We start from the raw sequence: 25,924 nt of genomic DNA on the forward strand, positions 1-25,924 counted from the left end.
TCCCGTGCTGACATCCGCCGCGAGGGCCGCACCGCATACGGGTCAAGAGAGCTGCTCACTCTGCCTTGCCGTCGGCGGTGATTTCCCCTCCGAGCAGTTCGGTAAGCCGTGCTTTCCCCCCGTCAAGGGCGGTAAGCACCCAAGGACCATTATCAGTCACCGCGACGCTGTGCTCGAAGTGTGCGGACGCCTTTCCGTCGATCGTCACGACGGTCCAGTCGTCGGACAGGACCTTGGTCCGGTCCGTACCGAGGTTGACCATCGGCTCGACGGCGAAGCACATGCCGGGCTCGAAGCGCGGTCCCCTGCCGGGCCTGCCGTGGTTGGCCACCCACGGGTCCATGTGCATCTCGGTGCCGATGCCGTGGCCGCCGTACTCCTGGGGTATCCCGTAGCGGCCCTGAGAGCGAACGTAACGCTCTACCTCATAGCCGACGTCGGAAAGGTGCCTGCCGGTGGTCAGGGTCGCGATACCGCGCCACATGGCCTCCTCGGTCACGCGCATCAGCTCGGTCAGCTTGGGGTCGACCTCGCCGACGGCGACCGTGATCGCCGAGTCGCCGTGCCAGCCCTCGAGGATCGCGCCGCAGTCGATGGAGATGACGTCACCCTCGCGGAGCGGCCGGCGGTCGCTCGGGATGCCGTGCACCACCTCGTCGTTGACCGACGCGCAGATGGTGGCGGGAAAGCCCTGGTACCCCTTGAACGACGGGATGGCGCCCTCGTCGCGGATGGCCTTCTCGGCGATCGCGTCGAGGTCGAGCGGCGTCATCCCCGGTTGCACGGAGTTCCGCAGCAGTTCGAGCGTGCGCCCGACGACCAGGCCCGCGGACCGCATCTTGTCGAGCTGCTCAGTTGTCTTGATCTGGATTCCGTGCTTGTTCTTCTTGAACACTTACTGGCACCCCCTGGGGAGAAGCAACGGCCGGCGCGGCATCCCAATTCCCCCGATTGTCCCCCAACAAGCCGAACGCCACCCCTGGAGCATGACCCCAGAAGTGGCGCTGGCCGTGAATATGATCAGTCGGCGAAGCGGCGTAGCTCCGCCATCGCCCGCTGCGTGATCTCCTCGACGGGGCCGGTGGCGTCCACACCTTGCAGGATGCCCTCGTCCGCGTAGAACGAGATCAGCGGGGAGGTCTGCTCCTGGTAGACCTCCAGCCGGTGGCGGATGGTGTCTTCCCGGTCGTCGTCACGCTGGAACAGCTCGCCGCCGCAGGCGTCGCAGACGCCCTCCTTGGAGGCCGGGTCGAAGACCACGTGCCACACCTTGCCGCAGGAGCGGCAGGTGCGGCGACCGGCCAGCCGCCGGACGACCTCCTCGTCGTCGACGACGAGCTCCAGCACGACATCGAGCGACGTGCCGAACTCGGCCAGCATCTTGTTGAGGATCTGGGCCTGAGGCACGTTGCGCGGGAAGCCGTCGAGCAGGAAACCCTCCTGCGCGTCGGCCTCCCCGAGGCGGTCGCGGACCATGGCGACGGTGACCTCGTCGGGTACGAGGTCGCCACGGTCCATGTACTCCTTGGCAAGCTTGCCGAGTTCCGTGCCGCCCGACACGTTGGCACGGAAAATGTCACCTGTCGAGATCTTCGGGATGGACAGGTTCGATGCGATGAACTGGGCCTGTGTCCCCTTGCCCGCTCCGGGGGGCCCGACCAGGACGACGCGCACTACTTGAGGAAGCCCTCGTAGTTCCGCTGCTGCAGCTGGCTCTCGATCTGCTTCACGGTGTCGAGCCCAACACCAACCATGATCAGAATGCTAGTGCCTCCGAACGGGAAGTTCTGGCTCGCTCCTGCCACCGCCAGCGCGATGATCGGCACCATAGAGATCAGGCCCAGATACAGCGAACCGGGGGCGGTCAACCGTGAGAGCACATAGGACAAGTACTCGGCGGTCGGCCGTCCCGGGCGGATGCCCGGAATGAATCCACCGTACTTCTTCATGTTGTCGGCGACTTCAACGGGGTTGAAGGTGATGGACACGTAGAAGTAGGTGAAGAAGATGATCAGCAGGAAGAACGTGGCCATGTAGACCGGCTGGTCACCACGGACGAAGTGCTGGGCCAGCCACTCGACGACCACGTTCGGCTTCTCGCTGGTGCCGAACAGCGAGACCAGCAGCTGCGGCAGGTAGAGCAACGAGGAGGCGAAGATGACCGGGATGATGCCGGCCTGGTTGACCTTCAACGGGATGTAGGTCGAGGTGCCGCCGTACATCCGGCGGCCCACCATTCGCTTGGCGTATTGCACCGGGATCCGGCGTTGCGCCTGCTCCACGAACACCACGGCAGCGATCATGAACACACCGACCACCATCACCACGACGAAGGTGAAGGCGTTCTGCCGGAAGATGTTCAGCAGCTCCGACGGGAAGACGGCGATGACCTGAGTGAAGATCAGGATCGACATGCCGTTGCCGACGCCGCGGTCGGTGATGAGCTCACCGAGCCACATGATCACGGAGGTGCCCGCCGTCATCACGACCACCATGGTCACGATGGTGAAGGCGTCGTTGCTGACCAGCAGCGGCTGGCGGCAGTTGGGGAACAACTGCCCGGTGCGCGCCAGCGCGACGAACGCGGTGGACTGCAGGACGGCAAGGCCGATGGTCAGGTAACGCGTGTACTGCGTGATCTTCGCGGTTCCGGCCTGGCCCTCCTTCTTGAGCGCTTCAAGACGGGGGATGACCACCGTCAGCAGCTGAAGGATGATGCTGGCTGTGATGTACGGCATGATGCCCAGCGCGAACACTGAAAGTTTCAACAGCGCGCCACCGCTGAACAGCTGCACCATGCCATAGATGTTGGCGGCGTCGCCCGACTGCGCCTCTTTCAAACACTGCTGGACATTGATCGTGTTGACACCGGGGGTCGGCAACACCGAACCCAGCCGGAACAACACGATGATGCCCAACGTGAAGAGCAACTTGTTGCGCAGGTCGGGCGTACGGAACGCCCGGCTAATCGCGGTCAGCACGGTCCCTCCTGCGCGCCTGAAAGGCGGTATCGGTCAGCGAAGGTCTGGGAGTGATCCATCGGCACATCTCTGATCAACGAGCCCTGGACAGCCTTCTGTCCAGCGCACTCTAACGCACTACGGGCGCGGCGGCTCTCTGTGAGCCCCCGCGCCTCGCATTGCCCTGCCTACAGCTCGGTGACGGCGCCACCGGCGGCTGCGATCTTCTCCTTCGCGGAGGCGGAGAAAGCGTGCGCCTGCACGTTCAACGCCACCGAGATGTCACCGGTTCCCAGGATCTTGACCGGCTGGTTCTTGCGGGCCGCGCCCCGCTCGACCAGCGTCTCCACGGTGACGTCGCCGCCATCGGGGAACAGCTCGCCGAGCTTGTCCAGGTTGACGACCTGGTAGGTCGTCTTGAACATGGCGTTGGAGAAGCCCTTGAGCTTCGGCAGACGCCGCTGGAGCGGAACCTGGCCACCCTCGAAACCGAGGGGGACGCTGGTCCGGGACTTGGTGCCCTTGGTGCCACGACCCGAGGTCTTGCCCTTGGACGCCTCGCCACGGCCCTTGCGGACCTTGGACTTGTTGGCGCCGGGGGCCGGACGCAGGTGGTGGATGCGCAGCGGCGTGCCGCCGCCGTTGTTCTCAGCGTTAGCCATGACTAGTCGACCTCTTCCACCTCGACGAGGTGCGTCACCACGGCGACCATCCCCCGGATCTCCGGGCGGTCCTCCTTGACGACGACGTCGCCGATTCGCTTCAGGCCCAGCGAGCGAAGCGAGTCACGCTGGTTCTGCTTGCCACCGATCTTCGATCGGGTCTGCGTGATCTTGAGACGAGCCATCGGCTAGCTCACCGCCTTCGCAGCCGCAGCAGCCTCGGCGATGCCCTCGGCACGAGCCTTGAGCATGCGTACGGGGGCGACGTGCTCGATCGGCAGTCCACGACGGGCCGCGATCTCCTCGGGCCGGCTGAGGCCCTTCAGAGCCGCCACCGTGGCGTGGACGATGTTGATCGGGTTGTCCGAGCCGAGCGACTTGGACAGCACGTCGTGGATCCCGGCGCACTCCAGGACGGCGCGAACCGGCCCACCCGCGATGACACCGGTACCGGGCGAGGCCGGACGCAGGAGGACGACGCCGGCGGCGTCCTCGCCCTGCACGGTGTGCGGGATGGTGCCCTGGATACGCGGCACCTTGAAGAAGTGCTTCTTGGCCTCCTCGACGCCCTTGGCGATCGCCGCGGGCACCTCCTTGGCCTTGCCGTAACCGACACCGACCAGGCCGTTGCCGTCACCGACGACAACCAGGGCGGTGAAGCTGAAGCGCCGACCACCCTTGACGACCTTGGCCACTCGGTTGATCTTCACTACGCGCTCGATGTACGAGACGCCCTTGTCTGCGGCGCCACCGCGGCGATCGTCGCGACGGTCACGCCGCTCACCACCGCCGCCGGCACCGCGACGCGGAGCTGCAGCCATCAGTGGTTCCTCTCCTCGTTGCTCTTGATTGCGATCCTGGCTGGAGACATCAGAACTCCAGCCCGCCTTCTCGGGCGCTGTCCGCGAGGGCCGCGATGCGGCCCGCGTAGCGGTTGCCACCGCGGTCGAACACGACAGCGGTGATCCCGGCGGCCTTGGCCCGCTGAGCGAGGAGCTCGCCGACCTTCTTCGCCTTGTCCGTCTTGGTGCCCTCGGCGGTACGAAGCGAGGCGTCCAGCGTGGACGCGCTCACCAGCGTGTGACCGGCGGTGTCGTCGACGATCTGCACGAACAGGTGACGCGCGGAGCGGTTGACGACGAGGCGCGGGCGAGCCGGCGAGCCGACGACCTTCTTGCGAACCCGGCCGTGACGGCGCGAGCGCGACAGCGCACGCGCGGCCGTGTGCCTGGCAACCTTGGTGAAGGCCATGACTACTTACCAGCCTTTCCGACCTTGCGGCGGATGACTTCGCCCTGGTACCGCACACCCTTGCCCTTGTAGGGGTCGGGCTTGCGCAGCTTGCGAATGTTCGCGGCGACCTCGCCGACCTTCTGCTTGTCGATGCCGTCCACGTGGAACAGGGTCGGCCTCTCGACGCGGAAGGAAACGCCATCGGGTGCGTCGACGACGACCGAGTGGCTGAAGCCGAGTGAGAACTCCAACTGCGTCGGGCCCTTGGCCTGAACGCGGTAGCCCACGCCGACGATCTCCAGCGTCTTGCTGTATCCCTTGGTCACGCCGTCCACCATGTTGGCGATCAGCGTGCGGGACAGCCCGTGCAGCGCACGGACCTTGTTCTCGTCGTTGGGACGGGATACGGCGATGGTGCCGTCGTCCCCCCGAACCACATCAATGGGCTCGGCGACTGTGTGTGAAAGCGTGCCCTTGGGGCCCTTGACCGTGACATCCCGGCCGTCGATGGTGATGTCAACACCATTCGGTACGGGGATGGGCAGCCGTCCAATTCGCGACATGCTGTAATTCCTCCCCTCGTTACCAAACGTAGGCGAGGACTTCCCCGCCCACACCACGCTTGCCGGCCTGCCGGTCCGTCATGAGGCCACCGGACGTCGAGATGATCGCGACGCCCAGGCCGCCCAGGACCCTAGGCAGGTTGTCCTTCTTTGCATAGACCCGCAGACCAGGCTTGGAAACCCGGCGCAGGCCCGCGATAGACCGTTCACGCGTTGGCCCGAACTTGAGCTCCACCACGAGGTTCTTCCCGACCTTGGCGTCTTCGACGGCCCAGGCCTGGATGTAACCCTCCTGCTGGAGGATCTCGGCGATATGCGCCTTGATCTTCGAGTACGGCATGGCCACGGTGTCGTGGTATGCCGAGTTCGCGTTACGCAGACGTGTCAACATGTCTGCGATCGGGTCGGTCATCGTCATGGCCGGTGGCCCTCCTCACCGCGGTTTCCCTGTGACGGGACCTACGGTGTGGTCGTGGGCGCTTGAATCAGCGCCCGGTTGATATGACTTATGTGTACGGCCGGGCCGCGGGCGGGCCTCCGTGAAGAAGGCCCGCACGACGACTACCAGCTGGACTTGGTGATGCCGGGCAGCTCGCCCCGGTGCGCCATCTCGCGGAAGCACACGCGGCAGAGGCCGAACTTACGGTAGACGGCGCGGGGCCGCCCACAGCGCGTGCACCGAGTGTACGCGCGGACACCGAACTTCGGCTTGCGCTCGGCCTTGGCGATCAAGGACTTCTTAGCCATCAGGCCTCCTTAAAGGGGAAGCCGAGAAGCTTGAGCAGCGCCCGGCCCTGGTCGTCGGTCGTAGCCGTGGTCACGACCGTGATGTCCATGCCCCGCTGCCGGTCGACCTTGTCCGGGTCGACCTCGTGGAACATGACCTGCTCGGTGAGACCGAAGGTGTAGTTCCCGTTGCCGTCGAACTGCTTCGGCGACAGGCCGCGGAAGTCCCGGATACGCGGAAGCGCCAGGGACAGCAGCCGGTCGAGGAACTCCCACATGCGGTCGCCGCGGAGCGTCACGTGCGCGCCGATCGGCATGCCCTCGCGCAGCTTGAACTGCGCGATGGACTTGCGAGCGTGGGCGACGGCCGGCTTCTGACCGGTGATGGCGGTGAGATCGCGCACCGCGCCCTCGATGAGCTTGGAGTCCCGAGCCGCCTCGCCGACGCCCATGTTCACCTTGATCTTGGTGAGCCTGGGGATCTGCATGGCGTTCTCGATGCCGAACTGCTCGCGCAGCTTCTCCACGATCTCCTCGCGGTAGCGCTGCTTGAGACGCGGCAGGGGACGCTCGGTCTCAGTAGTGGTGGCGGTCATCAGTTGTCCTCACCCGATTCGTCGGCCTTGGCGGCCTTCTTGGCGGGCTTGTCGTCCTTCTTCGCCTCATCCTTGAGCTTCTTCACGTTGCTCACGTGGATGGGGGCCTCCATGGTCTGCACGCCGCCTTCCTTGGCGCCGCGCGGTCCCTGGTGGGTGACCTTCGAGTGCTTCTTGACCATGTTCACGCCCTCGACCACCACGCGGTCCTCGCGCGGCAGGGAGACGATCACCCGGCCCTTGGCACCCTTGTCCTTACCGGCGATGACCTGGACGAGGTCACCCTTCTTCACATGCAGCTTCGGCATTACAACACCTCCGGCGCGAGCGAGATGATGCGCATGAACTTCTTCTCGCGCAGCTCGCGACCCACCGGACCGAAGATACGCGTGCCCCGAGGGTCACCGCTGTCCTTGATGATGACCGCGGCGTTCTCGTCGAAGCGGATGTAGGAGCCGTCGGGGCGGCGGCGCTCCTTGCTGGTGCGCACCACGACAGCCTTGACCACATCACCCTTTTTCACGCCTGCGGCGGGAAGGGCGTCCTTCACCGTCGCGACGATGATGTCGCCGATACCCGCGTAGCGCCGACCCGAGCCGCCGAGCACGCGGATGCACAAGATCTCCTTGGCACCCGTGTTGTCGGCGACCTTGAGCCGCGACTCCTGCTGGATCACGTCAACTCCCGTGTGTCACGCCGGTTCTCATTCAGTGAGCCTGGCGGAACTAGATTCGGTCTTTACTCCCTCGGCGACGGACCGGCCGACGCCCAAGGGGGGACGTCCAGGCGGGAGACCCCCTTCCGGGGGGTCTCCCGCAGGACGACTTACTTGGCCCGCTCGAGGATCTCCACGACCCGCCACCGCTTGGTGGCGGACAGCGGCCGGGTCTCCATCAGGAGAACGCGGTCGCCGACGCCGCAGGAGTTGGCCTCGTCGTGGGCCTTGTACTTGGTCGTACGGCGGATGACCTTGCCGTACAGCGGGTGCTTCACGCGGTCCTCGACGGCGACGACGACGGTCTTGTCCATCTTGTCGCTGACGACGAGACCCTCGCGGGTCTTGCGGTAGTTCCGCGTCTTCTTGTCGGTGGTCTCGGTTGTCTCAGCCATCGCTCGGCTCCTTCTCGACCGTGATGATTCCGAGCTCCCGCTCACGCATCACGGTGTAGATACGGGCGATCTCGCGCCGGACGGCCCGGAGCCGCCCGTGGCTTTCCAACTGACCGGTCGCCGCCTGGAAGCGGAGGTTGAACAGCTCCTCTTTCGCTTCCTTCAGCTTCTGAACCAGTTCGTCCTGGTCAGAAACCCGCAGCTCACCAGCGGTCAGGCCCTTAGCCATCACGCCTCACCCACTTCACGCTTAACGAACCGGCACTTCATCGGAAGCTTGTGCATCGCGCGCCGGAGGGCCTCACGGGCCACCGGCTCAGACACACCAGACAACTCGAACATGACGCGGCCGGGCTTGACGTTGGCGATCCACCACTCCGGCGAACCCTTACCGGAACCCATGCGGGTCTCGGCCGGCTTCTTCGTCAGAGGACGGTCCGGGTAGATGTTGATCCACACCTTGCCGCCACGGCGGATGTGCCGGGTCATGGCGATACGAGCGGCTTCGATCTGACGGTTGGTCACGTAGTGGTGCTCAAGCGCCTGGATGCCGAACTCGCCGAACACGACCCTGGTGCCGCCCTTGGCGGCTCCGCTGCGGTCAGGCCGGTGCTGTTTACGGTGCTTGACCCTGCGAGGGATCAGCATGGTCAGCTCCCTTCAGCACCCGGCTGCTCCGCCGGGCCGGTCTCGGGCGCCCCTGCGGGCGCGGTTGATTCGGTCCGTGGTCCACGACCGCCGCCACGGGGGGCGCCGCCGTCACGACGGCCACCGCCACCGCCGCCACCGGCGCCGCGGCCACGCTGCGGCCGGTCGGTGCGGTCACGACGCTGCCCACCCGCGCGCGCACCGGCCGCAGCCGCTTCGCGCTCGGCGCGGCTGGTCGGAGCCTCACCCTTGTAGATCCACACCTTCACGCCGATGCGGCCGAAGGTGGTGCGGGCCTCGTAGAAGCCGTAGTCGATGTCCGCGCGAAGGGTGTGCAGAGGCACCCGACCCTCGCGGTAGAACTCCGACCGCGACATTTCGGCGCCGCCGAGCCGACCGGAGCACTGGACACGGATGCCCTTGGCGCCGCTCTTCATCGCCGACTGCATGGCCTTGCGCATCGCCCGCCGGAAGGAGACCCGGCTGGAGAGCTGCTCGGCCACGCCCTGGGCGACGAGCTGGGCGTCCACCTCGGGGTTCTTGACCTCGAGGATGTTCAGCTGGACCTGCTTCTTGGTCAGCTTCTCGAGGTCGCCACGGATGCGGTCCGCCTCGGCGCCGCGGCGGCCGATGACGATGCCCGGCCGGGCGGTGTGGATGTCGACCTGGACTCGGTCGGTGGTCCGCTCGATCTCGACCTTGGAGATGCCGGCCCGCTCCATGCCCTTCTGCAGCATGCGGCGGATCGACACGTCTTCGGCGACATAGGACTTGTATAGCTTGTCGGCGTACCACCGGCTCTTGAAGTCGGTCGTGATGCCGAGTCGGAACCCGTGCGGGTTAACCTTCTGGCCCACTAGCGGGTCCTTCCCTTCGGCCTGCCCTGACCTTCCGGCCGGGCTTCGACGATCACGGTGATGTGACTCGTCCTCTTGTTGATCCGATAGGCACGGCCCTGGGCGCGGGGGCGGAACCTCTTGAGCGTCGGGCCCTCATCGACCCACGCCCGGCTCACGACCAGCAACTCGCGGTCGAGCTTGAAGTTGTGCTCCGCGTTCGCCATCGCGCTCGACAGCACCTTGTAGATCGGCTCGCTCGCCGCCTGGGGGGCGAACTGCAGCACGGCCTGCGCCTCCGAAGCGGGCAGCCCGCGAATAAGGTCCACCACGCGGCGGGCCTTCTGGGGCGTGACGCGGACGAACCGCGCCTGAGCCCTGGCTTCCATCGCTTACTCCTCGTTTCTAAGGCGCTTACCGCCGGCTACGCCGGTCTTCCTTGACGTGGCTCCGGAAGGTCCGCGTCGGCGCGAACTCACCCAGCTTGTGACCGATCATCGACTCGGTGACGAACACCGGGACGTGCTTGCGCCCGTCGTGGACGGCGATCGTGTGGCCGAGCATGTCGGGCACGATCATGGAGCGCCGCGACCACGTCTTGATGACGTTCTTGGTGCCCTTCTCGTTCTGGGTGTCCACCTTCTTCATAAGGTGGCCATCCACGAAAGGACCCTTCTTAAGGCTACGTGGCATTTAGGCTGCTCCTACCGCTTCTTCCTCTTGCTCCGCCGACGGATGATCAGTCGGTCGCTGGCCTTGTTGGCCTGACGGGTACGACCCTCGGGCTTGCCCTTGGGGTTGACCGGGTGACGACCGCCTGAGGTCTTACCCTCACCACCACCGTGCGGGTGGTCGACCGGGTTCATGGCGACACCGCGGACGGTCGGGCGCTTGCCCTTCCAGCGGTTACGGCCGGCCTTACCGATGTTGATGTTGGCCTGCTCGGCGTTGCCGACCTGGCCTACGGAGGCGCGGCAGCGCACGTCCACCTGGCGCATTTCGCCGGAGGGCATACGCAGCGTGGCGTACTGTCCCTCCTTCGCCAGGAGCTGGATCTGCGCGCCGGCGGACCGGCCCAGCTTGGCGCCGCCGCCCGGCTTCAACTCCACGGCGTGGATGAAGGTACCGGTCGGAATGTTGCGCAGCGGCAGGCAGTTGCCCGGCTTGATGTCGGCCGCGGGGCCGTTCTCGATGCGGTCGCCCTGCTTGATGCCCGTGGGAGCGAGGATGTAGCGCTTCTCGCCGTCCGCGTAGTGCAGCAGCGCGATGCGCGACGTCCGGTTCGGGTCGTACTCGATGTGAGCGACCTTGGCCGGAACGCCGTCCTTGTCGTGGCGCCGGAAGTCGATGATCCGGTAGGCGCGCTTGTGCCCACCGCCCTGGTGACGCGCGGTCACCCGGCCGTGGACGTTTCGACCACCCTTGCTGTGCAGGGGAGCAAGCAGCGACTTCTCCGGCGTGCTGCGCGTGATCTCGGCGAAGTCCGAGACGCTCGCGCCGCGACGACCCGGAGTCGTCGGCTTGTATTTACGGATGCCCATCTTTTTCGTTCATCCCTTGTCGATGTTGCTTGAGTGCAGCGGTGATCAGCTGATCTGACCGAAGATGTCGATCCGGTCGCCTTCCACCAGGCTCACGATCGCCCGCTTGGTGCTCGGGCGCTGGCCGTAACCGAACTTGGTCCGCTTGCGCTTGCCCTGGCGGTTGATCGTGTTCACGCTGGTGACCTTGACGCCGAAGATCTGCTCGATCGCGATCTTCACCTGGGTCTTGTTGGCCGTCTTGCGCACCAAGAACGTGTACTTGTTGTTCTCATCGATCAGGCCGTAGCTCTTCTCGGAGACGATCGGCTTGATGATGATGTCGCGCGGGTCGGCGATCTTCTGCATCAGGCGTCTTCCTTCCCGCTTTTACCCAGCCGCGCCACGACCTGGTCGTACGCCTCACGCGTGAAGACCACGTCGTCGTAGCAGAGCACGTCGTACGTGTTGAGCTGGCCCGCGTCCAGGAGGTGAACCTCAGGAGCGTTACGCAGGCTCAGCCAGGTCAGCTCGTCACCCTCGTCGACGACGACGAGAACGCTGCGAGCCTTGGTGATGTTGCGCAGCGCCTCGAGCGCCGACTTGGTCTTCGGGGTGTCCCCGGTGACCAGGCCGTCGATGATGTAGACGCGGCCGCCCGCCGCCCGGTCGCTGAGGGCACCGCGGAGCGCGGCGGCCTTCATCTTCTTGGGCGTCTTCTGGCTGTAGTCCCGCGGCTGCGGGCCGTGGACGATGCCACCGCCGGAGAACTGCGGGGCGCGGGTCGAACCCTGACGGGCCCGGCCGGTGCCCTTCTGGCGGTACGGCTTCTTGCCACCGCCCCTGACCTCACCACGGGTCTTCGTCTTGTGCGTTCCCTGCCTGCGCGCGGCAAGCTGGGCGACGACGACCTGGTGGATCAGCGGGATGTTCACCTTGGCGCCGAAGATGCTCTCCGGCAGGTCGACGCTTCCGGTCTTCGCGCCGGCCGCGTCGAGGACGTCAACGGTGGTGCTCACTTGGCAGCCCCCTTCTTGGCCGAGGTGCGAACGAGAACCAGGCTGCCGTTGGCACCGGGGATCGCACCCTTGATCAGGATGAGACCCTTCTCGGCGTCCACGGCGTGGACCTTGAGGCTCTGGATGGTGGTCCGGACGTTGCCCATCCGGCCGGCCATACGCAGGCCCTTGAAGACGCGACCCGGGGTGGCGCAGCCACCGATGGAGCCGGGCGAGCGGTGCTTGCGCTGGGTGCCGTGAGAGGCGCTGAGGCCCTTGAAGCCGTGACGCTTCATGACACCCGCGAAGCCCTTGCCCTTGCTCTTGCCGGTCACGTCGACGTACTGGCCGGCCTCGAAGGTGTCGGCCAGGACTTCCTGGCCGATCGTGTACTCGGAAGCGTCCGTGGTCCGAAGCTCGACGAAGTAGCGGCGTGGGGTGATGTCGTGCTTGCGCAGATAATCACCCAGCGGCTTGTTCACCTTGCGCGGGTCCACCTGCCCGTAGCCGAGCTGAACAGCGGAGTAGCCGTCCTTGTCCTCAGTGCGGACGCGGGTCACCACGCACGGACCGGCCTCGACGACGGTCACCGGAACCATCCGGTTGCCCTCGTCGAAGACCTGGGTCATGCCGAGCTTCTTGCCCAGGACGCCCTTGATCTGCTTAGCCATGTCAGTGCGTTCCCTCAGAGCTTGATCGAGATGTCGACGCCGGCCGGAAGGTCGAGACGCATGAGCGAGTCGACCGTCTTCGGCGTCGGATCGATGATGTCAATCAGCCGCTTGTGCGTGCGCATTTCGAAGTGCTCACGGCTGTCCTTGTACTTGTGCGGCGAGCGGATGACGCAGTACACGTTCTTCTCGGTCGGCAATGGCACCGGGCCCGCGACCTTCGCGCCAGTCCGCGTCACCGTCTCGACGATCTTCTTGGCCGAGCTATCGATGACCTCGTGGTCATAGGCCTTAAGCCGGATGCGGATCTTCTGTCCCGCCATAGTGGCCTCGGTGTCCTTCGCTGTCGTCCTGCAGAAGTTTCGTGCGGCCTTTTGCCGCTGTGGGGTGTCCCACGTGGCCGATGCCCCGCGACCCGCCTATTTCTCCGTGATCTTGCAGTCATCTCGGTCTTTCCGTGGCCGAGACGGCTGCGAGATCACGGGCCTGGATCGGGCTCGGAGCTCGCTGTGGGCTCCGGGGCCGAACGGATCGGCCCCTTCGTGGTACGGCGGTCGGCCCCGGTCTCCCGAGGCCGACCGCCGACCAGCGGTCGTGCTACTTGATGATCTTCGTGACTCGACCCGCACCGACGGTGCGGCCACCCTCGCGGATGGCGAACTTGAGTCCGTCCTCCATCGCGATGGGCTGGATGAGCTGGACGGTCATCTCGGTGTTGTCACCGGGCATGACCATCTCGGTGCCCTCGGGCAGGGTCACGACGCCCGTTACGTCCGTGGTACGGAAGTAGAACTGCGGGCGGTAGTTGTTGAAGAACGGCGTGTGGCGGCCGCCCTCGTCCTTGGACAGGATGTAGACCTGAGCCTCGAACTCGGTGTGCGGGGTGGTCGTGCCCGGCTTGATGATGCACTGGCCGCGCTCGACGTCCTCGCGCTTGATGCCGCGCAGGAGCAGGCCGACGTTGTCACCGGCCCGGCCCTCGTCAAGGAGCTTGCGGAACATCTCGACACCGGTGACGGTGGTCGTGGTGCTCTTCTCCTTGATGCCGATGATGTCGACGGTCTCGTTGACCTTGACGATGCCGCGCTCGATGCGGCCGGTCACGACGGTGCCGCGGCCGGTGATCGAGAAGACGTCCTCGATCGGCATCAGGAACGGCTTCTCGGTGTCACGAACGGGCTCGGGGACGTTGTCGTCCACGGCGTTCATGAGCTCGATGATCGAGTCGCCCCACTTCTCGTCGCCCTCGAGCGCCTTCAGCGCCGAGACGCGCACGACCGGCAGGTCGTCGCCGGGGAACTCCTGGGCGGAGAGCAGCTCGCGGACCTCGAGCTCGACGAGCTCCAGGATCTCCTCATCGTCGACCATGTCGGCCTTGTTCAGGGCGACGACGATGTAGGGGACGCCGACCTGGCGAGCCAGGAGGACGTGCTCCTTGGTCTGCGGCATCGGACCGTCGGTGGCGGCGACCACGAGGATCGCGCCGTCCATCTGGGCCGCGCCGGTGATCATGTTCTTGACGTAGTCAGCGTGACCGGGGCAGTCCACGTGGGCGTAGTGGCGCTTCTCGGTCTGGTACTCGACGTGAGCGATGGAGATGGTGATACCGCGGGCCTTCTCCTCGGGCGCCTTGTCGATCTTGTCGAACGGGGTCGCCTCGTTGAGGTGAGGGAAACGGTCGTGGAGCACCTTGGTGATCGCCGCGGTCAGAGTGGTCTTGCCGTGGTCGATGTGCCCAATGGTGCCGATGTTCACGTGCGGCTTGGTCCGCTCGAACTTGGCCTTGGCCACTGCTCTGTCTCCTTAGAGATTCTGACTTGACTTGCGTAGTCTCACTCGGGCTTGGAGCCCGTGCGCCCGTGGCGGCGATCGCTCGCCGCCCCAGACGAGGAGCCTGGGCCTGTCCGGCCCGAGCCCCTCCGGCTGCCGGGCGACGGTCTCCCGCCGGCCCTCAGCCATCGGACTCCTGGGACTATTCGCCCCGAGCCTTCGCGACGATCTCCTTGGCGATGCCCGGGGGCACCTCCGAATAGGAGTCGAACTGCATGCTGTAGACCGCCCGGCCTTGGGTCTTGCTTCGCAGGTCACCCACGTAACCGAACATCTCTGACAGCGGAACGAGGGCATTGATGACCTTTGCCCCGGTCCTGTCTTCCATCGCCTGGATCTGCCCGCGGCGACCGTTGAGGTCACCGATGACGTCACCCATGTAGTCCTCGGGCGTGGTGACCTCGACGGCCATCATCGGCTCCAGGATTACGGCGTCCGCACGGCGCGCGGCCTCCTTGAAGGCCATCGAACCGGCGATCTTGAAAGCCATTTCGGACGAGTCGACCTCGTGGTAGGCACCGTCGCGGAGGGTGACCTTCACACCCACCATCGGGTAGCCGGCCAGCACGCCGAACTCGGCGGCCTCCTGGGCGCCCGCGTCCACCGACGGGATGTACTCCCGGGGGATGCGGCCACCACTGACCTTGTTGGAGAACTCGTAACCGTCGTTGCCCTCGCCCAGCGGCTCCAGGTCGATGATCACGCGCGCGAACTGGCCGGAACCACCGGTCTGCTTCTTGTGCGTGTACTCGACCTTCTCCACCTTCCGGCGGATGGTCTCGCGGTAGGCGACCTGCGGGCGGCCGACGTTGGCCTCGACCTTGAACTCGCGGCGCATCCGGTCGACGAGGATCTCCAGGTGGAGCTCACCCATACCCCAGATGACCGTCTGCCCGGTCTCGTCGTCACGACGGACCTGGAAGGACGGGTCCTCCTCGGCCAGGCGCTGGATCGCCGTGCTCAGCTTCTCCTGGTCGCCCTTGGTCTTGGGCTCGATCGCGACGTTGATGACCGGCGCCGGGAAGTTCATCGACTCCAGGACGACCTGGTGCGTCGGGTCGCTGAGGGTGTCACCGGTAGTGGTGTCCTTCAGGCCCATGACGGCGACGATCTGACCAGCGACGGCCGCCGGGCGCTCTTCGCGCTTGTTGGCGTGCATCTGGTAGATCTTGCCGATGCGCTCCTTCTTGCCCTTCACCGAGTTGACGACGGAGGTTCCGGTCTCGAGCGTGCCCGAGTAGATACGGATGAAGGTGAGCTTGCCCAGGTGCTGGTCGCTCATGATCTTGAAGGCCAGAGCGGAGAACGGCTCGTTCGGGTCCGCGTGGCGCTCGACGACCTGCTCCTCGTGACCGACCGCGTGCCCCTGCAGAGCGGGGATGTCGGTCGGGGCCGGGAGGTAGGCCACGATCGCGTCGAGGAGGGGCTGCACGCCCTTGTTCTTGAACGCGGTGCCACACAGGACCGGGTTGATGGAGCTGGCGAGCGTCGCGCGGCGGATGCCGGCGACGAGCTGCTCCTCGGTGGGCTCGACGCCCTCGAGGTACAGCTCCATGAGCTCGTCGTCGTGCTCGGCGGCGGTCTCGATGAGCCTGTCGCGCCACTCACGGGCGACCTCGGCGTGGTCGGCCGGGATGTCGACGGTGTCGTACATCTCGCCCTTGGCGGCCTCGGCGCTCCAGAGGAGGCCCTTCATCTTCACCAGGTCGATGATGCCCTTGAAGTCGGCCTCGACGCCCCAGGGAAGCTGGATGACCAGCGGGGTCGCACCGAGGCGCGACACCATCATGTCGACGCACCGGTGGAACTCGGCGCCGACGCGGTCCATCTTGTTGACGAAGCAGATGCGGGGGACGCCGTAGCGGTCCGCCTGCCGCCACACCGTCTCGGACTGCGGCTCGACGCCGGCCACGGCGTCGAACACGGCTACAGCACCGTCGAGAACGCGAAGCGACCGCTCCACTTCGACGGTGAAGTCGACGTGGCCGGGCGTGTCAATGATGTTGATCGTGTGATCAAGCCAAATGCAGGTGGTCGCGGCGGAGGTGATGGTGATGCCGCGCTCCTGCTCCTGCTCCATCCAGTCCATCGTGGCAGCGCCCTCGTGGACTTCACCGATCTTGTAGTTGATGCCGGTGTAGAACAGGATGCGCTCGGTCGTGGTTGTCTTGCCCGCGTCGATATGGGCCATGATCCCGATATTGCGGACCCTGGCCAGGTCAAGAGCGGTCGTAGTGGCCACTTCTCTCGCGTCCTCGTCGTCTCGTCGTCGCCGCTGGGGTTACCAGCGGTAGTGGGCGAAGGCCTTGTTGGACTCGGCCATCTTGTGCGTGTCCTCGCGCCGCTTGACGCTGGCGCCGAGGCCGTTGCTGGCGTCGAGCAGCTCGTTCATCAGCCGCTCGGTCATGGTCTTCTCACGGCGGGCGCGGGAGTACTGCACCAGCCAGCGGAGCGCCAGCGTGGTGCTGCGCGCCGCGCGCACCTCGACCGGCACCTGGTAGGTGGCGCCACCGACACGGCGGCTGCGCACCTCAAGAGTGGGCTTGACGTTGTCGAGCGCGCGCTTGAGGGTGACGACCGGGTCGTTGCCCGACTTGTCCTTGCACCCCTCGAGGGCCTCGTAGACGATCGTCTGAGCGAGCGACCGCTTGCCGTTCAGAAGCACCTTGTTGATGAGCGCGGTGACCAGCGGCGAGTTGAACACCGGGTCTGCGACAAGCTGTCGGCGCCCAGCGGGACCCTTACGCGGCATGTCAGCTCTTCTCCTTCTTCGCGCCGTAACGGCTGCGGGCCTGCTTGCGGTTGCGGACGCCCTGGGTGTCCAGCGAACCGCGGATGATCTTGTAGCGAACACCCGGCAGGTCCTTCACACGACCGCCACGCACGAGCACGATGGAGTGCTCCTGAAGGTTGTGACCGACACCAGGGATGTAGGCCGTCACTTCGATGCCGTTGGTGAGCCGGACACGCGCCACCTTGCGGAGGGCCGAGTTCGGCTTCTTGGGGGTCGTCGTATACACGCGCGTGCAGACGCCGCGCCGCTGGGGGCTCCCCTTGAGCGCCGGGGTCTTGGTCTTACTGACCTTGTCCTGGCGGCCCTTGCGGACCAGCTGCTGAATCGTGGGCACCGCGTCTCCGTTCATGCTTGGCCGGTGTTTCGAAAAATCGTGCGTTTCGCAGGCTCTGCCGGTGTCATGACCTGCTGTTCTTCCTTCGGCTCCGACCCACGCGTTCGGGCGTGTCGCGATCTTTGCCGCAGTACGCCCCACGATGGCTGAACCGGTGGAGGAGGTCATGCGGCGTCCTACCGGCCTCCGCGGAGGCCTCGGAACGCACGCATGTGAGCCCATGAAGCCACGGGCACGAAGGGCTAGACTACCTAGCCCATCGCAACACGTCAAAACGGTTGCGCCGAGCCGCTGGCATGTGCGGCTTCGGGGCGTGTCGTGGTCCACGCGGCCGGTTTCCCGCCGGCCGCTGTCAGGCTCCCATCAAGTTTACCGTCACCCGGGATGTTCTCCGGACCATTTTCCTCCTGTTGCCGTCCGCGCCTTCACGGGGGCCCGGTATGCCTTCCGCGGTCCCGCCGAGTAGGCCGTACGAAGCGCGCCACGGCCCCGTGCGGCCCTGCCGGGGGAGGATCGCGCGCGGGGCGCCCCGACACGCGACGAGGGGCGCCCGCTCCCTCTCGGGAGTCGGACGCCCCTCGGCCGCTTGCGGCGACGGGGGCCGGCGCTCGCGCCGGCCGGACCGTCAGCGGTTGTACTGACCGAAGTCGTACTCCTCCAGCGGGACGGCTTCGCCGCTGCCCGTGCCGAAGGTGTAGTCGGTGGCGGAGCCGTCGTAGCCTCCGACGGTGTACATGGCCGCCTTGGCCTCCTCGGTGGGCTCGACCCGGATGTTGCGGTACTGGGACATGCCCGTACCGGCCGGGATGAGCTTTCCGATGATGACGTTCTCCTTGAGGCCGAGCAGGGAGTCGGACTTGGCGTGGATCGCCGCGTCGGTGAGCACCCTGGTGGTCTCCTGGAAGGACGCCGCCGACAGCCACGACTCGGTGGCGAGGGAGGCCTTGGTGATGCCCATGAGGACCGGACGGCCGGAGGCGGGGGTGCCGCCCTCGGCGACGACCTCGCGGTTGACCATCTCGAACCTCGGCCGCTCGACGAGCTCGCCGGGCAGCAGATCGGTGTCACCCGACTCCAGCACGTTCACGCGCTTGAGCATCTGCCGCACGATGATCTCGATGTGCTTGTCGTGGATCGACACACCCTGCGAGCGGTACACCTGCTGGACCTCGGCCACCAGGTGGAGCTGCACGGCCCGCGGGCCGAGGATGCGCAGCACCTCGTTCGGGTTGACCGCACCGGCGATGAGCTGCTGGCCCACCGTCACCCGCTGGCCATCGCTGATCAGCAGGCGCGACCGCATCGAGACCGGGTAGGCGATCTCCTCGGAGCCGTCGTCCGGAATGATGATGATCTTCCGGGTCTTGTCGGTCTCGTCGATGCGCACGCGGCCGTCGGCCTCGCTGATCGGGGCGACGCCCTTGGGGACGCGCGCCTCGAACAGCTCCTGCACACGGGGCAGACCGTGGGTGATGTCCGCGCCCGCCACACCACCGGTGTGGAAGGTGCGCATCGTCAGCTGCGTGCCGGGCTCACCGATCGACTGGGCCGCGATGATGCCGACGGCCTCGCCGACGTCCACCAGCTTGCCGGTCGCCAGCGAGCGGCCGTAGCAGGTGGCGCAGACACCGATCTTGGCCTCGCAGACGAGGGCGCTGCGGGTGCGGACGGTCTCGATGCCGGCCTCGACCAGCGCGGTCACGGTGATGTCGTTGATGTCGACACCCGCGGTCGCGATGACCTTGCCGTCCACCTCGACGTCCTCGGCCAGGATGCGCCCGTGGACGTTGCTCTCGGCGTTCTCGGCCTTGACGAGGTTGCCCGAAGCGTCGCGGTCGGCGACGTGCAGCGGGACGCCGCGGTCGGTGCCGCAGTCGATCTCGCGGACGATGACGTCCTGCGCGACGTCCACCAGACGACGGGTCAGGTAACCCGAGTCGGCGGTACGCAGAGCGGTGTCCGCGAGGCCCTTCCGCTGTCCGTGGGTGGAGATGAAGTACTCCAGCACCGACAGACCCTCACGGAAGGAGGACTTGATCGGCCGCGGGATCGTCTCACCCTTGGTGTTGGACACCAGACCACGGATACCCGCGATCTGACGGACCTGCATCTTGTTACCGCGGGCGCCGGAGTTGACCATCATCCAGACGGAGTTGGTCGCCGGGAAGGCGTTCACCATGTCGGTCTCGACGTCCGCCGTGGCGTGCGTCCAGATCTCGATGAGCTCCTGACGGCGCTCCTCGTCGGTGATCAGACCACGCTCGTACTCGCGCTGGACCTTGTCGGCCCTGCGCTCGTACGACTCCATGATCTCGGCCTTGTTCGGCGGCGCGACGACGTCGTCGATGGAGATCGTGACGCCGGAGCGGGTGGCCCAGTGGAAGCCCGCGTCCTTGAGCGCGTCCAGAGCGGCCGCGACCTCGACCTTCGGGTACTTCTCCGCGAGCTCGTTGACGATCAGCGAGAGCTGCTTCTTGCCGATCTGCGAGTTCACGAACGGGTAGTTGTCGGGCAGCGTCTGGTTGAACAGGCACCGGCCCAGGGTCGACTCCAGGCGGTAGGCCTCGCCGGCCTCCCAGCCCTCGGGAGCCTGCCAGCCCCGCGGCGGCGGGACGTCCTTGACCCGGACCTGGATCTTGGCCTGGATGTTCAGCTCGCGCCTGTCGTAGGCCATGAGCGCCTCGGACACCGAGCCGAAGACCCGGCCCTCGCCCTCGGCACCGTCGAGCTGGGTGGTCAGCCAGTAGAGGCCGATGATCATGTCCTGGGTGGGCATGGTCACGGGCTTGCCATCGGCCGGCTTGAGGATGTTGTTGGTCGAGAGCATCAGGATGCGCGCCTCGGCCTGGGCCTCGGCCGACAGCGGCAGGTGCACCGCCATCTGGTCGCCGTCGAAGTCCGCGTTGAACGCGGTGCAGACGAGCGGGTGGATCTGGATCGCCTTGCCCTCGACCAGCTGCGGCTCGAAGGCCTGGATGCCCAGGCGGTGCAGGGTCGGCGCGCGGTTGAGCAGCACCGGGTGCTCGGTGATGACCTCTTCGAGCACGTCCCACACGACCGGCCGGGCACGCTCGACCATGCGCTTCGCCGACTTGATGTTCTGCGCGTGGTTGAGGTCGACCAGGCGCTTCATCACGAACGGCTTGAAGAGCTCCAGTGCCATCTGCTTGGGCAGGCCGCACTGGTGCAGCTTCAGCTGCGGGCCGACGACGATGACCGAACGGCCGGAGTAGTCGACACGCTTGCCGAGGAGGTTCTGCCGGAAACGACCCTGCTTGCCCTTGAGCATGTCGGACAGCGACTTCAGCGGACGGTTGCCCGGTCCGGTGACCGGACGGCCGCGGCGGCCGTTGTCGAACAGCGCGTCGACGGCCTCCTGCAGCATCCGCTTCTCGTTGTTGACGATGATCTCGGGCGCGCCGAGGTCGAGCAGCCGCTTGAGGCGGTTGTTCCGGTTGATGACCCGGCGGTACAGGTCGTTCAGGTCCGAGGTCGCGAACCGGCCACCGTCGAGCTGCACCATCGGGCGCAGGTCCGGCGGGATGACCGGGATGCAGTCGAGGACCATGCCGTTGGGCGAGTTCCGCGTCGTGAGGAACGCGGACACGACCTTGAGCCGCTTGAGCGCGCGAGCCTTCTTCTGACCCTTGCCGCTGCGGATGGTCTCCCGCAGCGACTCGGCCTCGGCGGCCAGGTCGAAGTTGTTCAGGCGCTCCTGGATGGCCTGCGCGCCCATGCCACCGCGGAAGTAGCGGCCGAAGCGGTCGCGCATCTCGCGGTAGAGGAGCTCGTCGCCCTCCAGGTCCTGGACCTTGAGGTTCTTGAAGCGGCTCCACACCTCGTCGAGGCGGTCGAGCTCGCGCTGGGTGCGGTCGCGGAGCTGCCGCATCTCGCGGTCGGCACCCTCACGCACCTTGCGGCGCTGGTCGCCCTTGGCGCCGGCGGCCTCGAGCTCGGCCAGGTCGGACTCGAGCTTCTTCTGCCGGGCCTCGATGTCGGCGTCGCGACGCTGCTCGATGTGCTGCCGCTCGACGGAGATCTTCGCCTCGAGCGAGGGCAGGTCACGGGCACGCATGTCGGTGTCGACGAACGTGATCATGTAGGCCGCGAAGTAGATGACCTTTTCGAGGTCCTTCGGGGCCAGGTCCAGCAGGTACCCGAGGCGCGACGGGACGCCCTTGAAGTACCAGATGTGGGTGACAGGAGCGGCCAGCTCGATGTGGCCCATCCGCTCACGCCGCACCTTGGCGCGAGTCACCTCGACGCCACAGCGCTCACAGATGATGCCCTTGAAGCGGACGCGCTTGTACTTGCCGCAGTAGCACTCCCAGTCGCGGGTGGGGCCGAAGATCTTCTCGCAGAAGAGCCCGTCCTTTTCCGGCTTCAGGGTGCGGTAGTTGATGGTCTCGGGCTTCTTTACCTCGCCGTGCGACCACTGACGGATATCGTCGGCCGTGGCGAGACCGATTCGCAGCTCGTCGAAGAAGTTGACGTCGAGCACTTCTTATCCCCTCGCTTGAAAATCAGACCTCTTCGACACTGCTCGGCTCACGCCGCGACAGGTCGATGCCGAGCTCCTCCGCCGCGCGGAAGACATCCTCATCGGTGTCCCGCATCTCGATGGACATGCCGTCGCTGGAGAGCACCTCGACGTTGAGGCACAGCGACTGCATTTCCTTGATGAGGACCTTGAAGGACTCAGGGATACCCGGCTCGGGGATGTTCTCGCCCTTGACGATGGCCTCGTACACCTTCACGCGGCCGAGGACGTCGTCGGACTTGATGGTCAGCAGCTCCTGGAGGGCGTACGCAGCCCCGTAGGCTTCGAGCGCCCACACCTCCATCTCACCGAAGCGCTGGCCACCGAACTGGGCCTTACCGCCGAGCGGCTGCTGGGTGATCATGGAGTAAGGACCGGTCGAGCGAGCGTGGATCTTGTCGTCGACCAGGTGGAGCAACTTGAGGATGTAGATGTAGCCCACCGAGATGGGGTGCGGGAACGGCTCTCCGGACCGGCCGTCGAACAACCGGGCCTTGCCGTTGACGCCGACCATGCGCTCGCCGTCACGGTTGACCAGGGTGTTGTCGAGCAGGCCGGTGAGCTCCTCCTCGTGGGCACCGTCGAACACCGGGGTGGCGACGTTGGTGCGCGGTGCGACCTGGCCGAAGCCCTTGTCGCGCAGCCGCTCGGCCCACGCCTCCTGGATGCCCGTGATGTCCCACCCTCTGGCGGCGATCCACCCGAGGTGGGTCTCCAGCACCTGGCCGACGTTCATACGGCCCGGCACACCCAGCGGGTTGAGGATGATGTCCACCGGGGTGCCGTCCTCCAGGAACGGCATGTCCTCGACGGGCAGGATCTTCGAGATGACGCCCTTGTTGCCGTGACGTCCCGCCAGCTTGTCGCCATCGGTGATCTTGCGCTTCTGGGCGACGTACACCCGTACCAGCTCGTTCACGCCGGGGGGGAGCTCGTCGCCCTCCTCGCGGCTGAACACGCGGACACCGATGACCTTGCCCATCTCGCCGTGCGGCACCTTCAGTGAGGTGTCGCGGACCTCGCGGGCCTTCTCACCGAAGATCGCGCGCAGCAGGCGCTCCTCCGGGGTCAGCTCGGTCTCGCCCTTGGGCGTGACCTTGCCGACGAGGATGTCACCGGGCACGACCTCGGCGCCGATGCGGATGATGCCGCGCTCGTCGAGATCGGCCAGGACCTCCTCGGAGACGTTCGGGATGTCCCGGGTGATCTCCTCAGGGCCCAGCTTGGTGTCACGAGCGTCGACCTCGTGCTCCTCGATGTGGATCGAGGAGAGCACGTCGTCCTGCACCAGGCGCTGGGACAGGATGATCGCGTCTTCGTAGTTGTGGCCTTCCCACGGCATGAACGCCACGAGGAGGTTCTTGCCCAGGGCCATCTCGCCGTCGTCGGTGCAGGGACCGTCGGCGACGACCTGGTTCACCTCGATCCGGTCGCCCTCGCGGACGATGGGCTTCTGGTTGAAGCAGGTGCCCTGGTTGGAACGCTTGAACTTCGCGACACGATAAGTCGTACGCGTGCCGTCGTCGTTCATCACGGTGACGTAGTCGGCCGAGACCTCCTCGACGACACCGGCCTTCTCGGCGGTGATGACGTCGCCGGCGTCGGTCGCGGCGCGGTACTCCATGCCGGTGCCGACCAGCGGGGCCTCGCTCTTCAGCAGGGGCACCGACTGGCGCTGCATGTTGGAGCCCATGAGCGCGCGGTTGGCGTCGTCGTGCTCCAGGAACGGGATCATGGCGGTCGCGACGGACACCATCTGGCGTGCCGAGACGTCCATGTAGTCGACCTCGTTCGGCCGGATGAACTCGACCTCTCCGCCCTTACGGCGGACCAGGACGCGGTCCTCGGCGAACTGGCCGTCGGCCTGCAGCGGGGTGTTCGCCTGGGCGATGACGTGCCTGTCCTCCTCGTCGGCGGTCAGGTAGTCGATCTCCTCGGTGACGCGGCCGGCGACGACCTTGCGGTACGGGGTCTCGACGAAGCCGAACGAGTTGACGCGGCCGAAGGACGACAGCGAGCCGATGAGGCCGATGTTCGGGCCTTCCGGCGTCTCGATCGGGCACATCCGGCCGTAGTGGGACGGGTGCACGTCGCGGACCTCGAAGCCCGCCCGCTCACGGGACAGACCACCGGGGCCGAGCGCGGACAGACGCCGCTTGTGCGTCAGGCCGGCCAGCGGGTTGGTCTGGTCCATGAACTGCGACAACTGCGAGGTGCCGAAGAACTCCTTGATCGACGCCACGACCGGGCGGATGTTGATCAGGGTCTGCGGCGTGATCGCCTCGACGTCCTGCGTGGTCATCCGCTCGCGGACGACGCGCTCCATACGGGCCAGGCCCAGGCGGACCTGGTTCTGGATGAGCTCGCCGACCGTGCGCAGGCGACGGTTGCCGAAGTGGTCGATGTCGTCGGTCTCGACGACGACCTCACCGTTCGCCCCGGGCATCGCGACCTCGCCGGCGTGGAGCCGGACGATGTACTCGATCGTGGCGACGATGTCGTCCTCGGTCAGCGTCCCCTGGGTGATGTCGGAGTCGACGCCGAGCTTCTTATTGATCTTGTAGCGGCCGACCTTGGCGAGGTCGTAACGCTTGTGGTTGAAATACAGGTTCTCCAGCAGCGTCTGAGCGGACTCCTTCGTGGGAGGCTCGCCCGGGCGCAGCTTGCGGTAGATGTCGAGCAGAGCGTCATCCTGGCCGGACGTGTGGTCCTTCTCCAGGGTGGCGCGCATCGACTCGTACTGGCCGAAACGCTCGAGGATCTTCTCAGTGGTCCAGCCAAGCGCCTTCAGCAGGACCGTGACGGCCTGCTTGCGCTTGCGGTCGATGCGGACACCGACGCTGTCCCGCTTGTCGATCTCGAACTCGAGCCAGGCACCGCGTGAGGGGATCACCTTGCAGCCGTACAGGTCCTTGTCGGACGTCTTGTCGACCGAACGGTCGAAGTAGACACCCGGGGACCGCACCAGCTGCGAGACCACGACACGCTCGGTGCCGTTGATGATGAAGGTGCCCTTCGAGGTCATGAGCGGGAAGTCGCCCATGAACACGGTCTGGCTCTTGATCTCACCAGTGGTGTTATTGATGAACTCCGCCGTCACGAACATCGGGGCGGAGAAGGTCATGTCCTTGTCTTTGCACTCATCGACGGAGTACTTGGGCGGCTCGAACCGGTGGTCGCGGAACGACAAGGACATCGTTCCGGAGAAGTCCTCAATGGGACTGATCTCTTCGAAGATCTCTTCGAGACCCGATTGGGCCGGAACGTCCTTGCGCCCGGCCTGGCGAGCCGCTTCGACCCGCGACCGCCATTTCTCGTTGCCTAGCAGCCAGTCGAAGGACTCGGTCTGCAGAGCGAGAAGATCGGGAACTTCGAGCGGCTCCTGAATGCGCGCGAATGAAACGCGGCGGGGACCAGCGGGTACGGCGAAGGCGTTGCGCGAGGCTGCCAACAGATGTCCTTCCGAGGGCTCGCGGACTGACTACACGCACGCCAGACGACCATGCATCAAAGTTACCTAGAGAAGCGGGTCGTCAAAGGGCAGCGCAAAGGGGCAGTGTAGCCGATGGGCATACACCTGTCCACTTCAGTCTCGCTCTGCGCTCCACGTTGGACGCAGCATCGCCCGTCAGCGGCGAAACGTCAAGCCCGTACGGCCGGATTCGAGCGAACCAATGGCCGTCACGCTGGGTTTCTTCCCTCGGAGACTTAGCGGGTCAGCCGGACCCAGACGATACCCGCGAGGCGGATCGGCTAACGCTCAGTCACACGGAGGGTCGAAGGCTTGCCGCCTCACGACGCTGTCGTGCCCTACTACATCCCCAAGCCCATGATCTTCAAACCTAAGCTTTACTAACAATTTAGTAACGCGCCACGCCCGGCCCGGCCAGGGACTTCGGCAAG

Annotated in this window: 30 protein-coding genes; all 30 read right to left on the minus strand. The window is 66.0% G+C overall.

Annotated elements, in window-relative coordinates; translation table 11 throughout:
* Nucleotides 1–55: 55 nt before the first annotated feature.
* Entirely contained in the window at nt 56–895 is an 840-nt protein-coding gene (map, locus tag ABD810_RS37175) for a type I methionyl aminopeptidase (RefSeq protein WP_344952217.1), read from the minus strand.
* Nucleotides 896–1,020: 125 nt separating this feature from the next.
* Nucleotides 1,021–1,674 (minus strand): adenylate kinase, encoded by a 654-nt coding sequence (locus ABD810_RS37180; protein ID WP_344952220.1) that lies wholly within the window; start codon nt 1,672–1,674, stop codon nt 1,021–1,023.
* On the minus strand, nt 1,674–2,981 hold the full coding sequence (gene secY / locus ABD810_RS37185; protein ID WP_344952223.1) for a preprotein translocase subunit SecY: 1,308 nt from the start codon (nt 2,979–2,981) through the stop codon (nt 1,674–1,676). The genes ABD810_RS37180 and secY overlap by 1 nt, the downstream gene beginning before the upstream one ends.
* 167 nt (nt 2,982–3,148) lie before the next feature.
* A complete protein-coding gene (gene rplO / locus ABD810_RS37190; RefSeq protein ID WP_344952226.1) occupies nt 3,149–3,622 on the minus strand; it encodes a 50S ribosomal protein L15 in 474 nt (157 codons plus the stop codon).
* Nucleotides 3,623–3,624: 2 nt separating this feature from the next.
* Nucleotides 3,625–3,807 carry a 50S ribosomal protein L30 gene (gene rpmD / locus ABD810_RS37195; protein ID WP_030451484.1) on the minus strand — a complete coding sequence of 61 codons (183 nt, stop codon included), beginning with the start codon at nt 3,805–3,807 and terminating at the stop codon, nt 3,625–3,627.
* A 3-nt stretch (nt 3,808–3,810) separates the two neighbouring features.
* A complete protein-coding gene (gene rpsE / locus ABD810_RS37200) occupies nt 3,811–4,443 on the minus strand; it encodes a 30S ribosomal protein S5 (RefSeq protein WP_203982312.1) in 633 nt (210 codons plus the stop codon).
* Between the two features lie 49 nt (nt 4,444–4,492).
* Nucleotides 4,493–4,873, minus strand: a complete 381-nt coding sequence (rplR, locus tag ABD810_RS37205) for a 50S ribosomal protein L18 (protein ID WP_344952233.1) — start codon at nt 4,871–4,873, stop codon at nt 4,493–4,495.
* 2 nt (nt 4,874–4,875) lie between these two features.
* Entirely contained in the window at nt 4,876–5,418 is a 543-nt protein-coding gene (gene rplF / locus ABD810_RS37210) for a 50S ribosomal protein L6 (protein ID WP_344952236.1), read from the minus strand.
* Nucleotides 5,419–5,437: 19 nt separating this feature from the next.
* Entirely contained in the window at nt 5,438–5,836 is a 399-nt protein-coding gene (gene rpsH, locus ABD810_RS37215) for a 30S ribosomal protein S8 (RefSeq protein WP_262849247.1), read from the minus strand.
* Nucleotides 5,837–5,979: 143 nt separating this feature from the next.
* On the minus strand, nt 5,980–6,165 hold the full coding sequence (locus ABD810_RS37220) for a type Z 30S ribosomal protein S14 (RefSeq protein WP_248964959.1): 186 nt from the start codon (nt 6,163–6,165) through the stop codon (nt 5,980–5,982).
* Complete coding sequence (gene rplE, locus ABD810_RS37225) at nt 6,165–6,740, minus strand: 50S ribosomal protein L5 (RefSeq protein WP_344952245.1); 576 nt, start codon at nt 6,738–6,740, stop codon at nt 6,165–6,167. Before rplE ends, ABD810_RS37220 begins: the two co-directional genes overlap by 1 nt.
* Nucleotides 6,740–7,039 carry a 50S ribosomal protein L24 gene (rplX, locus tag ABD810_RS37230; RefSeq protein ID WP_344952605.1) on the minus strand — a complete coding sequence of 100 codons (300 nt, stop codon included), beginning with the start codon at nt 7,037–7,039 and terminating at the stop codon, nt 6,740–6,742. Before rplX ends, rplE begins: the two co-directional genes overlap by 1 nt.
* An 8-nt stretch (nt 7,040–7,047) precedes the next feature.
* Nucleotides 7,048–7,416, minus strand: a complete 369-nt coding sequence (gene rplN / locus ABD810_RS37235) for a 50S ribosomal protein L14 (protein ID WP_203982318.1) — start codon at nt 7,414–7,416, stop codon at nt 7,048–7,050.
* Nucleotides 7,417–7,565: 149 nt separating this feature from the next.
* Nucleotides 7,566–7,850, minus strand: coding sequence for a 30S ribosomal protein S17 (gene rpsQ / locus ABD810_RS37240; protein WP_344952248.1), 285 nt, complete (start codon nt 7,848–7,850; stop codon nt 7,566–7,568).
* Nucleotides 7,843–8,079 carry a 50S ribosomal protein L29 gene (gene rpmC, locus ABD810_RS37245; RefSeq protein ID WP_279776767.1) on the minus strand — a complete coding sequence of 79 codons (237 nt, stop codon included), beginning with the start codon at nt 8,077–8,079 and terminating at the stop codon, nt 7,843–7,845. The genes rpsQ and rpmC overlap by 8 nt, the downstream gene beginning before the upstream one ends.
* Entirely contained in the window at nt 8,079–8,498 is a 420-nt protein-coding gene (gene rplP, locus ABD810_RS37250) for a 50S ribosomal protein L16 (RefSeq protein ID WP_184608221.1), read from the minus strand. Before rplP ends, rpmC begins: the two co-directional genes overlap by 1 nt.
* A 2-nt stretch (nt 8,499–8,500) precedes the next feature.
* Nucleotides 8,501–9,355: a 30S ribosomal protein S3 gene (rpsC, locus tag ABD810_RS37255; RefSeq protein ID WP_344952257.1), complete on the minus strand. Its 855-nt coding sequence runs from the start codon at nt 9,353–9,355 to the stop codon at nt 8,501–8,503.
* The gene (gene rplV, locus ABD810_RS37260; protein WP_262849231.1) at nt 9,355–9,723 is read right to left on the minus strand and encodes a 50S ribosomal protein L22; all 369 of its coding nucleotides are present in this window, start codon (nt 9,721–9,723) and stop codon (nt 9,355–9,357) included. The genes rpsC and rplV overlap by 1 nt, the downstream gene beginning before the upstream one ends.
* A gap of 25 nt (nt 9,724–9,748) precedes the next feature.
* Nucleotides 9,749–10,027, minus strand: a complete 279-nt coding sequence (rpsS, locus tag ABD810_RS37265; RefSeq protein ID WP_262849229.1) for a 30S ribosomal protein S19 — start codon at nt 10,025–10,027, stop codon at nt 9,749–9,751.
* 11 nt (nt 10,028–10,038) lie between these two features.
* A complete protein-coding gene (gene rplB, locus ABD810_RS37270; RefSeq protein ID WP_248964953.1) occupies nt 10,039–10,875 on the minus strand; it encodes a 50S ribosomal protein L2 in 837 nt (278 codons plus the stop codon).
* 45 nt (nt 10,876–10,920) lie between these two features.
* Nucleotides 10,921–11,223 carry a 50S ribosomal protein L23 gene (gene rplW / locus ABD810_RS37275; protein WP_344952264.1) on the minus strand — a complete coding sequence of 101 codons (303 nt, stop codon included), beginning with the start codon at nt 11,221–11,223 and terminating at the stop codon, nt 10,921–10,923.
* On the minus strand, nt 11,223–11,873 hold the full coding sequence (gene rplD / locus ABD810_RS37280) for a 50S ribosomal protein L4 (RefSeq protein ID WP_344952266.1): 651 nt from the start codon (nt 11,871–11,873) through the stop codon (nt 11,223–11,225). The genes rplW and rplD overlap by 1 nt, the downstream gene beginning before the upstream one ends.
* On the minus strand, nt 11,870–12,523 hold the full coding sequence (gene rplC, locus ABD810_RS37285; RefSeq protein WP_344952269.1) for a 50S ribosomal protein L3: 654 nt from the start codon (nt 12,521–12,523) through the stop codon (nt 11,870–11,872). Before rplC ends, rplD begins: the two co-directional genes overlap by 4 nt.
* A gap of 14 nt (nt 12,524–12,537) precedes the next feature.
* Nucleotides 12,538–12,846: a 30S ribosomal protein S10 gene (gene rpsJ, locus ABD810_RS37290; protein ID WP_012887830.1), complete on the minus strand. Its 309-nt coding sequence runs from the start codon at nt 12,844–12,846 to the stop codon at nt 12,538–12,540.
* A gap of 274 nt (nt 12,847–13,120) precedes the next feature.
* Nucleotides 13,121–14,314, minus strand: coding sequence for an elongation factor Tu (gene tuf / locus ABD810_RS37295; RefSeq protein WP_184888245.1), 1,194 nt, complete (start codon nt 14,312–14,314; stop codon nt 13,121–13,123).
* Nucleotides 14,315–14,495: 181 nt separating this feature from the next.
* Nucleotides 14,496–16,544, minus strand: coding sequence for an elongation factor G (gene fusA, locus ABD810_RS37300; protein ID WP_425567036.1), 2,049 nt, complete (start codon nt 16,542–16,544; stop codon nt 14,496–14,498).
* Between the two features lie 90 nt (nt 16,545–16,634).
* A complete protein-coding gene (rpsG, locus tag ABD810_RS37305; RefSeq protein ID WP_344952274.1) occupies nt 16,635–17,105 on the minus strand; it encodes a 30S ribosomal protein S7 in 471 nt (156 codons plus the stop codon).
* A gap of 1 nt (nt 17,106) precedes the next feature.
* Nucleotides 17,107–17,481 carry a 30S ribosomal protein S12 gene (gene rpsL, locus ABD810_RS37310; protein ID WP_061253213.1) on the minus strand — a complete coding sequence of 125 codons (375 nt, stop codon included), beginning with the start codon at nt 17,479–17,481 and terminating at the stop codon, nt 17,107–17,109.
* 625 nt (nt 17,482–18,106) lie between these two features.
* Entirely contained in the window at nt 18,107–21,982 is a 3,876-nt protein-coding gene (locus ABD810_RS37315) for a DNA-directed RNA polymerase subunit beta' (protein WP_344952280.1), read from the minus strand.
* 22 nt (nt 21,983–22,004) lie between these two features.
* Entirely contained in the window at nt 22,005–25,472 is a 3,468-nt protein-coding gene (gene rpoB, locus ABD810_RS37320) for a DNA-directed RNA polymerase subunit beta (protein ID WP_344952288.1), read from the minus strand.
* Nucleotides 25,473–25,924: the final 452 nt, after the last annotated feature.

The sequence above is a fragment of the Sphaerisporangium flaviroseum genome, from assembly GCF_039537005.1.
Lineage (GTDB): Bacteria > Actinomycetota > Actinomycetes > Streptosporangiales > Streptosporangiaceae > Sphaerisporangium > Sphaerisporangium flaviroseum.

Coding starts and splice junctions, on each gene's coding strand:
- rplO (WP_344952226.1), bottom strand. CDS start 3,622: ATGGCTAACGCTGAGAACAACGGCGGCGGCACGCCGCTGCGCATCCAC.
- rpmD (WP_030451484.1), bottom strand. CDS start 3,807: ATGGCTCGTCTCAAGATCACGCAGACCCGATCGAAGATCGGTGGCAAG.
- rpsE (WP_203982312.1), bottom strand. CDS start 4,443: ATGGCTGCAGCTCCGCGTCGCGGTGCCGGCGGCGGTGGTGAGCGGCGT.
- rplR (WP_344952233.1), bottom strand. CDS start 4,873: ATGGCCTTCACCAAGGTTGCCAGGCACACGGCCGCGCGTGCGCTGTCG.
- rplF (WP_344952236.1), bottom strand. CDS start 5,418: ATGTCGCGAATTGGACGGCTGCCCATCCCCGTACCGAATGGTGTTGAC.
- rpsH (WP_262849247.1), bottom strand. CDS start 5,836: ATGACGATGACCGACCCGATCGCAGACATGTTGACACGTCTGCGTAAC.
- ABD810_RS37220 (WP_248964959.1), bottom strand. CDS start 6,165: ATGGCTAAGAAGTCCTTGATCGCCAAGGCCGAGCGCAAGCCGAAGTTC.
- rplE (WP_344952245.1), bottom strand. CDS start 6,740: ATGACCGCCACCACTACTGAGACCGAGCGTCCCCTGCCGCGTCTCAAG.
- rpsQ (WP_344952248.1), bottom strand. CDS start 7,850: ATGGCTGAGACAACCGAGACCACCGACAAGAAGACGCGGAACTACCGC.
- rpmC (WP_279776767.1), bottom strand. CDS start 8,079: ATGGCTAAGGGCCTGACCGCTGGTGAGCTGCGGGTTTCTGACCAGGAC.
- rplP (WP_184608221.1), bottom strand. CDS start 8,498: ATGCTGATCCCTCGCAGGGTCAAGCACCGTAAACAGCACCGGCCTGAC.
- rplV (WP_262849231.1), bottom strand. CDS start 9,723: ATGGAAGCCAGGGCTCAGGCGCGGTTCGTCCGCGTCACGCCCCAGAAG.
- rpsS (WP_262849229.1), bottom strand. CDS start 10,027: ATGCCACGTAGCCTTAAGAAGGGTCCTTTCGTGGATGGCCACCTTATG.
- rplB (WP_248964953.1), bottom strand. CDS start 10,875: ATGGGCATCCGTAAATACAAGCCGACGACTCCGGGTCGTCGCGGCGCG.
- rplW (WP_344952264.1), bottom strand. CDS start 11,223: ATGCAGAAGATCGCCGACCCGCGCGACATCATCATCAAGCCGATCGTC.
- rplC (WP_344952269.1), bottom strand. CDS start 12,523: ATGGCTAAGCAGATCAAGGGCGTCCTGGGCAAGAAGCTCGGCATGACC.
- rpsJ (WP_012887830.1), bottom strand. CDS start 12,846: ATGGCGGGACAGAAGATCCGCATCCGGCTTAAGGCCTATGACCACGAG.
- fusA (WP_425567036.1), bottom strand. CDS start 16,544: ATGGCCCATATCGACGCGGGCAAGACAACCACGACCGAGCGCATCCTG.
- rpsG (WP_344952274.1), bottom strand. CDS start 17,105: ATGCCGCGTAAGGGTCCCGCTGGGCGCCGACAGCTTGTCGCAGACCCG.